Source organism: Neorhizobium tomejilense (genome assembly GCF_964254135.1).
GTDB lineage: Bacteria > Pseudomonadota > Alphaproteobacteria > Rhizobiales > Rhizobiaceae > Neorhizobium > Neorhizobium tomejilense.
Genome location: NZ_CAXUSO020000001.1, coordinates 3,086,916 through 3,100,350, shown reverse-complemented (window position 1 = coordinate 3,100,350; position 13,435 = coordinate 3,086,916). Strand labels below are relative to the sequence as shown.

The window sequence follows — 13,435 nt, the reverse complement described above, 5'->3', positions numbered from 1 at the left end:
TTATGTTCTGAAGCTCTGGGAGATCCGACTGCAATGGATGGGGGTAGATGAAAAAGCCGAAACTCTGGGAGATGTCCGGTTCCGAGATACTGGCGGGAGTATCCCGCAAGATCGGGCGGCACGTATATTTTCGACCGCACCTGTTGAAGCTGGATGCGCCTGTGGTTGCTTTCACGTTCGACGATTTTCCTGTCTCGGTCTTCGAAAATGCGGCGCCCGCTCTTGAGGATGCCGGCATGCTCGGCACGTTCTATCTGGCGAGCGGCCTGATGCAGCGCGTCGAAAACGGCCAGCTGATCGTCGATGAGGAGATGGTCGCGACGCTTTCGGACCGGGGACACGAGATCGGCGGCCACACCCATGGCCATATCAATGTCCAGAAAACGCCCCGTCGCGATCTCATGGCCGATATCAGGCGAAACGACGAGGAAATCGCCCGGATCGTCGGCTCCGCAAAGCCGGTTTCCTTCGCGTATCCCTTCGGAATGATTTCGGTCCCGTCCAAGCTGGCGCTGATGCATCACTATCCGGGCCTGCGCGGCATCAAGGTCGGCACCAATTCCGGCCTCATCGACCTTGCCCATCTGAAGGCGCAGGAACTCTATGACTGCAGCAACGATTCCGCGTCGATCGACAGGATGCTGGACGATGTCGAGCGGCGTTGCGGCTGGCTGATCTTCTATACCCACGACGTGCGCGAGGACCCGACGAATATCGGCTGTTCGCCGGCCTTCTTCTCGCAAGTGGTCGACAAGGTGCGCCGGCGCGGCATCAAGGTCGAGACGGTGATCGATACGCTGAAGCGGATCGGGGTCGCCTAACGGGTCTTGTCCGTGCCCGGTCGGTCGGCCGTCAGATCCTTATAGACGGCCCAGCAGAATGCCCAGGACGTGACGAAATATCGCCGTGCCAGGCGGCGCGGCTCGGTCGCGACGCGCCAGAGGAATTCCAACCCGGCTTTCCGCAGGAAGACCGGAGCACGCGATTTGACGCCGGCATAGAAATCCAGCCCGGCGCCGAAACCGAAGCCGTAGCAATCGGGAAGGTCGGCGCGGTGCTTGTCCATCCAGATTTCGGATTTCGGGGCGCCGATGCCGAAGAAGATATGCGTGACGCGTCTTTCCCGAAGCATCGCCACCAATTCGCGTCCGAAGGTCTCATTCTGCTCGAAAGCCGGGGGCGCTGTGACGATGACGTGCTCGGAAAAACCGAGCGCCTTCAGCTTGTCGTCGAGAATCGCTGCCGTGGTTTCGCTCGAGCATAAAAGCAGGGGCCGGTGGGTGCCCGGCTTGAGGCGCTCGATGATCTCGGGAAACAGGTCGGCGCCGGTGATGCGGCCGGGAACGGCGAGCCCGCGCAGCCGCGCATAGAGAAGCACGGGGGCTCCGTCGACGGTGGTCAGCCAGGCCTTGTCATAGGCGGCCCTGAAGGCGGGGTTCCTGTTCAGCTGCACGATGTGATCGAGATTGGCGGTCACCAGCAGCCGCAAGCCTTCACCGGGCGGCACCGGTTCGGAGACGATCGTATCGACGATCCTGGCGGCGTCCCAGGTGGAGAACTCGATGCCGAAGGCGGACGTCCGCTGCCGCTGTTTTACCGGTGCTTGCTCGGACATTTCAGGCGTACGCTGGTCCATAGGCGGGCTCGGCCTTCCTCGAGGCTATGATGCGGTAGCGGGCCTGGTAACCAAGGCCGAACATGGCAACCATCATCGTGAACCAGATTGGCCCCGACCGGGCAAGGAACACGCTTTCGAGGCAGGCGAGGAAGATCGAGAAAAGCCAGATCCTCAAGAAAAGCCTCGTCAGCGGCGTGAAGTTCTTTGCGGCGTCGATTGCCGCCAGATTTTTAAGGGGAGTAGCCAAGACCCATATCACCATCAATATCAATCCCGGTATGCCGGCGTTCATCGCGGCATCGACATAGGCATTGTGGGCATCCACCGCGCGCACGGCCCAGTTCAAGGTGCGCATGTCGCTGTTAACGAGGCTCTCCGCGCCCCAGAAAGAGCCGAAGCCATAACCGGTGATCGGACTCTGTGCAATAGCATCGAGTGCCAGCCGCCAGATGTCGGCGCGTGCCGTATAGGTGGTATCGATGCCGGTTGCCGCGACGATCTCCCTCAGCGGCGCGATCGTCGAAACGCCGACGGTCGCCAGGTTGAGCAGGCCGACCCCGCCGAAGACGACGGGAACGCGGATCCAGCGCCAGCGCTCGAAGAAAATGCTGAGGATGAAGATGCCGGGCAGCATGGCGGTCGAGGTCTTGGCGCCGGTTTTCAGCAGGAACAGGCTGCTCGCAGCAATGACCAGCAGTCCGATGATCCGGGACCATGCCGACATCAGGTAGATGCCGACGAAGCAGGAGAGCGCCATGACGACGCCGGTCTCGTTCTTCTGGACGTAAATTCCCTTCCAGAGCCCGGCATGCTGGGGCTCGAGAAAGTCGGTCAGCTGATGGACGGCAAGCCTCGGAAGAAACAGCACCCCGAAATAGCAAAGACCGACGATCAGCATCACACCGCCGCCGGCAAGCCGCGCAAACTGGCTCTCGCCCTTCGGCAGCATCAGAAATGCGCTGGCGCTGATGCAGACGGTGAGGGCAATCAGGACGCGCCTGACGGCACCGAGCGGGTCGACCGAAAGTGCCGCCGTCAGAAACAGCCACCCGAACACGAACGCAAGCAGCAGGCGGGGCTGGAAGATGACGCTCCGCACCCTGGGGGTCATCGCATAGACAACCACGATCAGGAACAGCATATAGGCGAGCAGCTGGCTCCAGAGAGCAGGTTTCGCCAGGGCAGGATTGAGGCTTGTGTCGACGAAAGGCGTCAGGGTGATCCAGTAGAAGCACCCGACACAGCAGAACAGCAGCTTTGCGCCGAAATTTCCAGAAGACGCAACTTCGTCCGTGTCTCTCGCCATCCACCCGCCGCCGCGTTCTCTTCGCGCGCGAATCGTAGCAGAAACCGCCGAATCTCGCCAGCATCCATATCCGGCGGCCATTGCTGCGACGTTCGTCGGAGTGGCCGAAGCCCGGCTTCGAAGCCCGTGACTGCGACGTTGCGAGATTTCGGCCATTCATCATAACTGCATAAATTTAGGTGGGTTGCTTGACCTTGACGGTATCGAACCAGAACTTGGCGCTCATCCTGCAATCCTTGGCAGGCTTGCAGGCGCCAGTGGAGATTTCGAATGCTGGGAATATTTTGTCGGCTTGCCGGATCTCTCATGCTGATGGCGATCGGAATTGCCAACGTGCAGGCGCAGAATTTCGTGCTGAAGCCGTTTTCGGAAGCTCGCGCGCCTGAACTTGCCGGGTTGACGGCGGCCGAGCAGAGCAAGGCGCTGGGGCGAGGGGTCAATTTCGGGGGGACGCTGGAGGCGCCGAGCGAAGGCGCCTGGGGAGGCAGGCTTTCCACCGAGCTGTTCGAGGCCGTCAGGCAAGGCGGGTTCCAGACCATCCGGCTGCCGGTCCGTTTCAGCAGCCATGCGGCCCTTTCGGAACCCTACAAGCTCGACGAGGCTTTCATGAAGCGGGTCGACTTTGCGGTCAACAACGCGTTGTCCCGGGGCCTCAACATCATCATCGACTTCCACCATTATCACGAGATGGATGGCGATCCCCTGGAGGCGGAGGAGGTCGCGATCGGCGTGGAGAAGAGCCGCGAGCGTTTCCTGGCGATCTGGGAACAGCTCGCACGGCGATATCAGAGCCTGCCCAACGACAAGGTGCTGTTCGAGATCTACAACGAACCGCATGGCAAGACGGAGGAGGTCTGGAACGATCTGCTCGCCAAGGCGCTTGGGGTGATCCGCAAGACTAATCCTCACCGCTTCCTGATTGTCGACCCGGCGGAATGGAGCACGGCCTGGGGGCTCGAGAAGCTGGCGCTGCCTCCAGACGACCGCCGCCTGATCGTTACCATACACAATTATGCGCCGTTCAAATTCACGATGCAGGGCGCCAGCTGGATCGAAGGATCCAGGCCTTGGCTTGGAACTTCCTGCTGCGAGAAGGCGCAGATCGAGGAGATCAGGACGCCGCTCGACATGGCGGTCGAATGGGGGGAAAAGAACGACCGGCCGATCTTCGTCGGGGAATTCGGCTCCAATTCGCTCGCCTATTATCCCGACCGGGTGACCTATACGCGGATCATGCGGGAAGAGATCGAGAGACGCGGCATGAGCTGGGCCTATTGGGATTTCGCATCCCACGAATTCGGCCCCTGGGACCCAACCTCCAAGTCATGGCTGCCGGAATTGTACGAGGCGCTGGTTCCGAAGAAGTAGAAGCTTCAGGCGAACTCGCGGCCGGCTTCGCGCATATGGCCGAACAGGCCGAGTGTGAGTGCCATCAGCACGCCGAAAATGGCGCCGGCGAAAGCCCCTCCGATCAGCAGCAGCACCGAGCTCGGCGGCCAGCTCTTCGACTGCGGCGGCACCGGCGGCGAGATCACCCGGACATTGCTGGTGTCGATCTGCTGGCGCTCGCTGATCTGGTGCGTCCGCGACAGATAGGTTTCGTAAACGGCGGCCTTGGATCGGGCGTCCCGCTCCAGTTCGCGCAGGCGCACCTGCGCATCGTTTTCGGTAAACACGGTCGATCTTGAAGCGTCGGACTTGCGGCGCAGTTCCTGAAGAGCGCTGTTTGCCTGGTCGACATCGGTCTTGGCGGACTGGAGAAGACGGGCGGCTTCCTCGGAGATAGCACGGTCGACGGAAGCGAGCTCCGACTGCAGAGCGACGAGGCGCGGGTGCCGGCTGCCGTAGACGAGCGTCATCGAACTGATCTGCTGCTGCAAGGCGCTATAGCTGGCGCGCAGAGTGACCATGCTGGCAGAATCGAACACCGCCGAATTCGCAACCCGCCTGTCGGCATAGGCCGCCTGGAGCTGCTTATAGCGGGTATCGGCCTGGATCAACCGCTGCTGAGCGTCGAGAACCTGGGTATCGAGAGCGCCGGAAATGCGGGTGCTGGTGAGTTCTCCGGCGGTCGATTGCAGGTCGTTCTGGCGCTTGAACTGCTCGACCTTCTCTTCGGCTTGCGTCACGGAGCGGCGCAGTTCGTCAAGCCGGCTGTTGAGGCCGATCGCAAGCTGACCGACGCTATTCGATGAGGATTTGAACAATTCGCCCTCGAAGGCCGAGACGATCGCGTTCGACAGCTTGATCGACTTGTCGGCGTCGCCCGTCCAGACCGAAAGGACGACGACGAACGAGCCGTCGTCGCGGGTCGCGGTAACCTGCTTTTCGAGCTGCCGCAGGACGCTCAACTGCTTGTTCTCGGGCGCGGTCGGCAACGAGATGAGGCGGCGCAATCCGTCGAGCCGTCCGGGACGGTTGAATTCCGGGTCTTCGGTGAGGTTGAGATCGTCGATGACCTTGGTCAGCACGTTGCGCGACGTCAGGACCCGCAACTTGCTCTCGACTTCCAGAAGCTGGGAATCCCGTTGCGGGTTGGCGGAGAAGACGTCGTCGGAAACGAGGTTCAGGTTGGAGGGATCGATGATGATCTCTGTATTGACGGTATAGCGCGGCGAGGCAATGGCGGCGTAGAGCAGCGCGAGTACGGCGCCAAGGATCGCGGCGGCGATGATCCGCAGCAAGCCCCTGCGCAGCCACCGGATGATATCGGTGAAATGGATATCGGTCAGGCTGTGAAGCTGTGCCTCGATCCGTTTTTCAAACGGAATGTCCTCGTATCGCATCCGGTCGTCATCTTCCCGTTCGTGGGCGGGCGGCTCACGATGATAGTCCGAACGGGTTCGATAGTCAGGTACCGAAGAAGGACGAGGCCGGTTGCGCGGCGAGGGGCGTTCTTCGGGCTCTTGTTCTTCTTGGATCGGATGGTCCAGGAGGGAGCTCTGGTATTCGCTGCGACGACGCAACGCCCGGGCCGATGCCGACCGCCGAGTATGTGGCTCCTTCGGCTCGTACATGGACTACCTCCGCCCTTCCGCCACAGCGAAAGAACCTACAATTGGACACACTCTGGCGATCATGCCGAATTGACGTGAATTTTAAGTTAATTGAAGATTTTCAAGAGCTAATAAGCAGCCTTGCGAACGGGATGTGCCTCGTCCGCGGCGGATCGGGTAAAACCCTTCAGCCAGAGCTGGGTAGACAATATGCCGACGAAAGCGGCGTTGTCGCGGAACCCGGAGATCGGGGCCAGGCGGCATTTCTGATGGAGTTTTGCAACGGCCTTCGGATTGAAGAGCCCTGAGGCGGCGATTGCCTGCTCGCCGAGCATCTCGCCGACATAAGCCTGCTCGTCGTTGCCGGCGAAGGAACGGCTGTCCGGTGCGCGGTAGGGCTGTTTCGGGCGCTTGCTGATGACATCCGGCAGCAGGTCCCTGGCGACGCGGCGCAGGATGTGCTTTTCGTCGAGGCCCTTGAGCTTCATGCCAGGCGTCAGGCGGCTCGCGAACTCCACGAGCCGGTGGTCGAGGAAGGGGAAACGGCCTTCGATCCCGTGCGCCATCGCCATGCGGTCGCCCTGGCTCGACAGGATGTAGCCGGGCAGCAGGAACCGGCTTTCGAGATATTGAGCCTGATGCAGCGGGTGCCAGCGGGAGAAATTCGCCGGCAGTCGGGAGGCAAGTTCTTCGGCCGCATCGTAACTGCCGAGCGTGGCGCGGAGTTCGTCGGAATAGAAGATCTTGGCGGCGGCCGTCGAGCGGAAGCGCGGGCGATGGGAGAACAGCGGATCGCCTGCCGGATCGTTGCCGGCGCCGAAGAAGGCGGCAAGATACTCTGCCGACTGCTGCTTCAGCCCGGGCAGGTAGGGATAGAGCTTGCGGAAAAGATGCGGCCGCATCTTCGATCCCGGCTGGCGGGCGCAGAAGCGGCGCACGCGGGCCTCGCGAAAAATGTCGTAGCCGGCAAACACCTCGTCGGCGCCTTCGCCGGTCAGCACCACCTTCATTCCGGCATCGCGGACAAGGCCCGAGAGGCGGTAGAGCGGCGCAGGCGCGGTGCGCAGGACCGGCCGTTCGGTGAAACGGATCACATCCGGGAAACTTGCGGCGATATCGGCCGAGCCGCTGGCGACGGCGTGGTGACGGGTGCGGAGCGCTTCCGCAACCTGCCGCTGGAAGGCGCTTTCGTCGTGCTCGGCATCGTCGAAGGTCACCGAGAACGTGTTGAGGCCATTCGGAGCCATCGGTGCGGCGAGAGCCGCGATCAGCGAGGAGTCCAGTCCGCCGGAGAGGTAGGCGCCGACGGGCACGTCGGCGCGCATGCGCAGCCGCGTCGCATCGGTCAGCAGCGCCCGCAATTCCTCCTCCCGGAGGGACTGATCGGCTTCGGCATAATCGCCCGCATCCGGAAAATCGAGCGCCCAATAGGGTCGGGTCTCGGTTCGGCCGTTTCTGGCGATCATCAGGTGGCCGGGTTCAAGTTCGAAAACGCCCTTGAAGGCGGTGCGCGGCGCGATCGGCGTCCAGAGCGTGAAGATCTGGTCGAGCGCCACGGGATCGAGTTCGGCCTCGATGCCGGGCACTTCCAGCAGCGCCTTGATCTCCGAGGCGAAATACAGCGAGCCCTTGTGCTCCGTATAAAAAAGCGGCCTGACCCCCATCCGGTCGCGGGCGAGCATCAGCCGGCGCTCGCGGTGATCCCAGATCGCGAAGGCATAATCGCCGTTGAGGCGTGAGAGGCAGGCTTCGCCATAGGTCGCGTAAAGCTGCAGCAGGACTTCCGTATCGCTGCCGGTGCGGAAGGTGACGCCGCGCGCCTTCAGTTCGTCGCGCAGTTCGACATAGTTGAAGATCTCGCCGTTGAAGACGATGGTAAAGCGGCCGTCGGCACCCGTCATCGGCTGCTGGCCGTCGGAAAGCCCGACGATCGACAGTCGGACATGCGCAAGGCCGATGCCAGGGGAGGTGAACACGCCTTTCCCGTCCGGCCCGCGATGGGCGATCGCCTGTGCCATGGAAGACAGCAGGGACGCCGGATTTCCGGAGCCGAATGCCTCACCGACGTAGCCCGCAAAACCGCACATCTGTTTCCATCATCAACAGGGACACTGATGCTCACGGTCATAGACGGAAATGCTTGCCGGCCGCTTCAGGCGATCGATAAAATTGTAGTCGTGTCCCAAATAGGGTTTCAGGCCGGCTTCATTCCGAGCACCACGGTCGGCCAGAATTCCGAGACCGTCGGATGGATCGGCACTGCCCAGCGCAGCGTATCGTAGGTGGCGCGGGCATTCATCATGTCGAGCACGCCGTGGATCGATTCGTCGCCGCCGGTGCCGAGGATGGCGGCGCCGAGGATCTCGTGCGTGTCCACATCGGCCACGAATTTCATCAGGCCCTGCGTTTCGCCCTTTTCGACCGCGCGGCCGACCCTTGCCATGGACTGGCGGCCAACCACAACCTTGCGGCCGGATTTGCGGGCTTCCGCCTCGGTCATGCCAATGCGGCCGAGCGGCGGGTCGATATAAAGGGCGTAACCGACCAGCCGGTCGGAGACCTTGCGGTTCTCGCCGTCGAAGAGGTTCGCGGCGATGATCTCGAAGTCGTTATAGGCGGTGTGGGTAAAGGCGCCGCGGCCGTTGCAGTCGCCCATCGCCCAGATGCCCTCGACATTGGTCGAGAGATCGTCGCCGACCTTGATGTAGCCCTTCGCGTCCAGTTCGACGCCGGCCTTGTCGAGGCCGAGATCGTCGGTGTTCGGACGGCGGCCGACCGCGAGCAGAACGTCGGAGCCGATCACTTCCGGAGCGCCTTGGGTGCAGTCGACGCCGACGGCGATGCCGTCTTCGTGCTTGCTGAAACGGATGCATTCGGCGCCGGTGCGGATATGGATGCCTTCGGCTTCGAGGATTTCGCGGATCGCCTGTGAAATCTCCTCGTCTTCGCGACCGACGAGGCGCGGGCCTTTTTCGACGACGGTGACTTCGGCCCCGAAGCGGCGGTAGATCTGGGCGAATTCCAGCCCGATATAGCTGCCGCCGACGATGACCAGATGTTTCGGCACCCGGTCGAGCAGAACGATGTCGCTGTTGGTCATGTAGGGCACGTCGCCGACGCCCGGAAAGTCCGGGATTGCGGCACGACCGCCGACGTTCAGGAAGATCTGCGGCGCGGTCAGAAGCTCGTCGCCGACGCGGATCGTGTTCTTATCCTCGAACCGGGCGTGGCCGCGGATCAGAGTGCAGTTGGGCATGCCTTCGAGCCAGCTCTCGTTGCCATGGCGCGAGTCGAGGGTCACCTTGTGCGAACGCCGCATGACGGTCGGCATGTCGATGTTCACCGGGCCATCGAGCACCACGCCATAATCACCGCCGCGGCGGGCGACGTGGGCGGCATAGGCGCTGGCGACGAGCGTCTTGGTCGGCTTGCATCCGGTATTGACGCAGGTGCCGCCGACATGTTTGCGCTCGATGATCGCAACTGTCTTGCCGGCGTCATTGAAGCGCCCTGCGAGCGAGGGGCCGGCCTGGCCCGCCCCTATGATGATTGCGTCGAAGGTCTTCATACCGCGGCCGCGACAGGTAGGGACGCGATGATGATGTAGGCCGCGACGATCGCGACAGCGTCCTCGATGAAGGCGGCCGGCGGATCCTTGCCGAAGCTGGCGGCAAGCTTGGCGCGGACGGCGGCGCCACCATAGGTGCCGATTGCGGCGCCAATGATGCCGGCGATCAGGCCGACGATCCAGCCGCCATAGGGCGTGCCGATCGCGGCACCCGTGAGTGCCCCCATGATCAGGCGGGCGCCGAACTGCTGCGGCACCTTGCGGCTCGGCGTCGAGGGAAGCTGGTCGGTGACCAGTTCGACGACGGCAAGGATGGTGAAGATGCCGACGGCCCAGATCGTGCCCATGAAGGCGAGCCAGGAGCCGGAGAGATTGAGCCAGCCGAGATAGGCGGCCCAGGCAATTGCTGCAGGTGCGGTCATGGCGCGCAGGCCGGCGACGATACCGATCAAAAGTGCGAGTATATAGATCATTGAATTCCCCCTTAATGCTGCCCTGGCGTTGACTTGACCCCGAGCCCGCAAGACTGTTCCGCAGGAAACTTCGGGTCAAGTAAAACTTGTATAACGCCCACATGCTCGCCTTTCCTTGCGTATCTCTGCTTCGGCCTGACGATTCATGCGACAGTGCTGATGGAAATCCGCGGCCCAGCGGTTAGAATGGGGCCATTCGCCGGAAACTGGCGCAAAGATGGGAGGAACCCGGGCCTGTTGAGATATCGTATTCTTCTGCCTTTGGCCCTGCTTGCGGCGGTCGGTCTTGCGCTGGTCTTCAAGGGCAGCGATATCGTCGCGCGGGGTTATATCGACGAGGCTGAGGTCCAGGCGGGTACGACGCTGCGCCTGGCGGTGTCGGCGCTCGACGGCCATCTGAAGCGCTACGAGGCGCTGCCGGCTCTGATCGCCGATCAGCAGAATATCGAGGCGGTGATCCTCGATCCGAAGAACGAGACGCTGCGGGCGACGACCAACGCCTATCTCAAGGAGATCAACGGGCTTCTGAAATCCTCCGACATTTATGTGATGACGATGGACGGCGAGACCATCGCTGCCAGCAATTATGACAGCCCGGTCAGCTTCGTCGGCGAGAATTTCACCTATCGGCCCTATTTCCAGGATGCGGCAGAGGGCCGCCAGTCGCGCTTCTACGCGCTTGGCACGACGTCCTTGAAGCGCGGCTACTATTTCGGCTCGCCGATCGAGATCGGCGGCACCATTCGCGGCGTGATCGTCTTCAAGGTGGATATCGACATCCTCGAAGCCTCCTGGGGCGGTGGCGACGACCGGATTTTCGTGTCGGATCCCGAAGGCATCATCTTCATGACCGGCAGTCCGGAATGGCTTTATGCGAGCATCCTGCCGCTGACGCCCGACCGGATCGCTCGCACCGAGGCGTCGCGGCGGTATGCGGACGCCAGGCTCCGCGAATTGCCGGTCGAGCGCGGCAGCTTCGCAGGGCGCGATGTCATGACCATCCGGGATGGCGGGATCGAGAAGGAATATCTCGTCGTATCGCACCCGATGCCGGATGCGGGCTGGACCGTCAACGTGCTGATGGATACCGGTTCGGTGCATACCCAGGCGAAGACCGCGACGGTTGCAGCACTTTTGACGCTCTGCCTTGCCGGCCTCGGGCTCGCCATCGTCCTTCAGCGCCGAGCGCGGCTCAACGAACGCCTGATGCTGCAGGCCGAGGCGCGCAACGAGCTCGAGCACCGCGTCGCCGAGCGCACCGCCGATCTCGCCCGCGTCAACAGCCGCATCGAGGAGGAGATCGCCGAGCGGCGGCTCACCGAACAGCGGCTGCGCCAGACCCAGGCGGACCTCATCCAGGCGGGCAAGCTCGCAGGCCTCGGCCAGATGTCGGCCGCCCTGTCACACGAACTCAACCAGCCTCTCGCCGCTGCCAAGACCTATGCGGAAACGGCCGGCGTGCTGATCGATCTCGGACGCACCGACGATGCGCGGGACAATGTCCGGCGCATTTCGGCGCTCATCGACCGCATGGCGTCGATCAGCAGGCACTTACGCAACTTCGCCCGCAAGCCGAACGAGAAGCTCGGGCCAGTCGCGCTCGACGACGTGATGCGCGACACGCTGGAGATCGTCGCAGCGCGCCTGAAGGCGGCGGATGCTGAACTGGACATCGAGATCGATCCCGCCATTCCCGCGGTCAAGGCAGGCGCGGTGCGGCTTCAACAGGTGCTGGTCAACATCATCACCAATGCCGCCGATGCCGTCGAAGGCCTCGACGACCGGCGGATCACGGTTTCCGCCGAACAGGCGGGCAACAGGGTCATGGTGTCGGTGCGCGATCGCGGGCCGGGCGTCGCCGCGGCCATCCACGAACGCATCTTCGATCCGTTCTTCACGACCAAGGGTGTCGGCAGGGGCCTGGGGTTGGGTCTGTCGATCTCCTACAACATCATCAAGGATTTCGGCGGCAGCCTGAGCGTTGCCGATCATCCGGAAGGTGGCGCGGTCTTCCGGATCGAACTCGAAGTTGCCGACGGCAATCTTCTGGAGGCAGCTGAGTGAGCGAGCAAAGGGTTCTGCTGGTCGACGACGAGGAGGAACTGCGCCGTTCGACGGCGCAGGCGCTGGAGCTCTTCGGCCTGGCCGTCCTGACCTTTTCCAATGCCGATCATGTGCTGGAACTGACGGGTTTCGGGTTCGACGGCGTCGTCGTCAGCGATATCCGCATGCCGGGAACCGATGGCATGACGCTGCTCCAGAAGATCCGCGAGCTCGATGCGGAGATTCCGGTTATCCTGGTCACCGGTCATGGCGACGTGCAGCTGGCGGTCAAGGCCATGCGGGAAGGCGCCTATGATTTTCTCGAAAAGCCGTTCACGCCGCAGCATCTTGCCGGCATCATCCGGCGTGCGCTCGACCGGCGCAGCCTGGTGCTGGAAAACCGCCGCCTGAGGGCCGTTGCCGGCAAGCGTGACGATGTCGAAGCCCGGCTTCCCGGCCGCACCCAGGTCATGGTCGATCTGCGCTATCGGATCCGCGCCATCGGTGCCACGGATGCCGATACGCTGATCATCGGCGAAACCGGTGCCGGCAAGGAAGTGGTGGCGCGGGGCCTCCACGACATCAGTTCGCGGGCCAACCGGCCCTTCATCGCCATCAATTGCGCAGCTCTTCCCGACAACCTGATCGAAAGCGAGCTTTTCGGCCATGAGGCTGGCGCCTTTCCAGGCGCGCTCAGGCCCCGCTACGGCAAGTTCGAACACGGCCGCGGCGGCACGATCCTGCTTGACGAGATCGGCTCGATGCCGGTCGACCTGCAGGCGAAGTTCCTGCGCGTGCTGCAGGAGCGGGTCATTACCCGGCTCGGCTCCAACGAAACCGTGCCGCTCGACGTGCGCTTCATCGCCACCAGCAAGGTGGATCTGGAAGCGGAAGTGGCGGCGGGCCGGTTCCGCGCCGATCTTCTTTACCGGCTCAACGTCGCCACCATCCATGTGCCGTCGCTGGCGCAGAGACGATCGGATATTCCGCTTCTCTTCCTCCAGCTGGTGCGGGAGGCAGCGGCGCGCTATGGCCGCGATGACATGGAAGTGCCGGCCGAGGTGATTTCGGCGATAGCCCAGCGCGACTGGCCGGGCAATGTCCGGGAACTGCGCAACGCCGCCGACCGGCTGGTGCTCGGTCTCGATCCGAAGCCGGGTGAAACCGGCGTCGCAAAGGATGGGGCAGGGCGGCTTGCCGACAAGGTTGCAGCCTTCGAGCGCAACCTCATCGCCGGCGAGATCGCAGCGCATGGCGGCGCGCTGAGACCGGTCTACGAATCCCTCGGCATCTCCCGCAAGACACTGTACGAAAAGATGCAGAAATACGGGCTCGACAAGAAGCTGCTTGGTCCGGAGCACATGCTGCAGGATGACAGGGACGGTTGACAGCGGCTGCATGTGTGGATTTCCACCCATGCTTTTTGGCGAT

10 protein-coding genes are annotated in these 13,435 nt (G+C 62.7%); 4 read left to right on the top strand and 6 right to left on the bottom strand.

Annotation, left to right across the window (positions count from 1 at the left end):
- The first annotated feature begins 47 nt into the window (after positions 1–47).
- A complete protein-coding gene (locus ACSQ3G_RS15725; protein WP_105403028.1) occupies positions 48–821 on the top strand; it encodes a polysaccharide deacetylase family protein in 774 nt (257 codons plus the stop codon).
- Here the strand turns inward: ACSQ3G_RS15725 and ACSQ3G_RS15720 are convergent.
- Both ACSQ3G_RS15720 and ACSQ3G_RS15715 read right to left on the bottom strand, forming a co-directional pair.
- Positions 818–1,636 carry a WecB/TagA/CpsF family glycosyltransferase gene (locus tag ACSQ3G_RS15720; RefSeq protein ID WP_436110684.1) on the bottom strand — a complete coding sequence of 273 codons (819 nt, stop codon included), beginning with the start codon at positions 1,634–1,636 and terminating at the stop codon, positions 818–820. The genes ACSQ3G_RS15725 and ACSQ3G_RS15720 overlap by 4 nt on opposite strands.
- On the bottom strand, positions 1,617–2,924 hold the full coding sequence (locus ACSQ3G_RS15715) for an O-antigen ligase family protein (RefSeq protein WP_172724033.1): 1,308 nt from the start codon (positions 2,922–2,924) through the stop codon (positions 1,617–1,619). The genes ACSQ3G_RS15720 and ACSQ3G_RS15715 overlap by 20 nt, the downstream gene beginning before the upstream one ends.
- Positions 2,925–3,194: 270 nt before the next feature.
- On the opposite strand from ACSQ3G_RS15715, the gene ACSQ3G_RS15710 reads away from it, so the two are divergent.
- Positions 3,195–4,292, top strand: a complete 1,098-nt coding sequence (locus ACSQ3G_RS15710) for a glycoside hydrolase family 5 protein (RefSeq protein WP_436110683.1) — start codon at positions 3,195–3,197, stop codon at positions 4,290–4,292.
- A 5-nt stretch (positions 4,293–4,297) separates the two neighbouring features.
- Here ACSQ3G_RS15710 and ACSQ3G_RS15705 read toward each other — a convergent pair whose 3' ends face one another.
- The 4 genes from ACSQ3G_RS15705 to ACSQ3G_RS15690 all read right to left on the bottom strand — a co-directional run bounded on the left by ACSQ3G_RS15705 (position 4,298) and on the right by ACSQ3G_RS15690 (position 9,961).
- Positions 4,298–5,710, bottom strand: a complete 1,413-nt coding sequence (locus ACSQ3G_RS15705) for a GumC family protein (protein WP_436110682.1) — start codon at positions 5,708–5,710, stop codon at positions 4,298–4,300.
- Between the two features lie 338 nt (positions 5,711–6,048).
- The gene (asnB, locus tag ACSQ3G_RS15700) at positions 6,049–8,007 is read right to left on the bottom strand and encodes an asparagine synthase (glutamine-hydrolyzing) (protein WP_436110681.1); all 1,959 of its coding nucleotides are present in this window, start codon (positions 8,005–8,007) and stop codon (positions 6,049–6,051) included.
- A 107-nt stretch (positions 8,008–8,114) separates the two neighbouring features.
- Entirely contained in the window at positions 8,115–9,488 is a 1,374-nt protein-coding gene (locus tag ACSQ3G_RS15695) for an FAD-containing oxidoreductase (protein WP_436110680.1), read from the bottom strand.
- Positions 9,485–9,961, bottom strand: a complete 477-nt coding sequence (locus ACSQ3G_RS15690; RefSeq protein WP_436110679.1) for a DUF4126 family protein — start codon at positions 9,959–9,961, stop codon at positions 9,485–9,487. The genes ACSQ3G_RS15695 and ACSQ3G_RS15690 overlap by 4 nt, the downstream gene beginning before the upstream one ends.
- A gap of 237 nt (positions 9,962–10,198) precedes the next feature.
- Here ACSQ3G_RS15690 and ACSQ3G_RS15685 point away from each other — a divergent pair, with 237 nt between their 5' ends.
- Both ACSQ3G_RS15685 and ACSQ3G_RS15680 read left to right on the top strand, forming a co-directional pair.
- The gene (locus ACSQ3G_RS15685; RefSeq protein WP_436110678.1) at positions 10,199–12,025 is read left to right on the top strand and encodes a sensor histidine kinase; all 1,827 of its coding nucleotides are present in this window, start codon (positions 10,199–10,201) and stop codon (positions 12,023–12,025) included.
- Positions 12,022–13,392 carry a sigma-54-dependent transcriptional regulator gene (locus ACSQ3G_RS15680; RefSeq protein ID WP_105439620.1) on the top strand — a complete coding sequence of 457 codons (1,371 nt, stop codon included), beginning with the start codon at positions 12,022–12,024 and terminating at the stop codon, positions 13,390–13,392. The genes ACSQ3G_RS15685 and ACSQ3G_RS15680 overlap by 4 nt, the downstream gene beginning before the upstream one ends.
- The last annotated feature ends 43 nt before the right edge of the window (positions 13,393–13,435 follow it).

Coding starts and splice junctions, on each gene's coding strand:
- ACSQ3G_RS15715 (WP_172724033.1), bottom strand. CDS start 2,924: ATGGCGAGAGACACGGACGAAGTTGCGTCTTCTGGAAATTTCGGCGCA.
- ACSQ3G_RS15710 (WP_436110683.1), top strand. CDS start 3,195: ATGCTGGGAATATTTTGTCGGCTTGCCGGATCTCTCATGCTGATGGCG.
- ACSQ3G_RS15725 (WP_105403028.1), top strand. CDS start 48: ATGAAAAAGCCGAAACTCTGGGAGATGTCCGGTTCCGAGATACTGGCG.
- ACSQ3G_RS15720 (WP_436110684.1), bottom strand. CDS start 1,636: ATGGACCAGCGTACGCCTGAAATGTCCGAGCAAGCACCGGTAAAACAG.
- asnB (WP_436110681.1), bottom strand. CDS start 8,007: ATGTGCGGTTTTGCGGGCTACGTCGGTGAGGCATTCGGCTCCGGAAAT.
- ACSQ3G_RS15695 (WP_436110680.1), bottom strand. CDS start 9,488: ATGAAGACCTTCGACGCAATCATCATAGGGGCGGGCCAGGCCGGCCCC.
- ACSQ3G_RS15705 (WP_436110682.1), bottom strand. CDS start 5,710: ATGCGATACGAGGACATTCCGTTTGAAAAACGGATCGAGGCACAGCTT.
- ACSQ3G_RS15690 (WP_436110679.1), bottom strand. CDS start 9,961: ATGATCTATATACTCGCACTTTTGATCGGTATCGTCGCCGGCCTGCGC.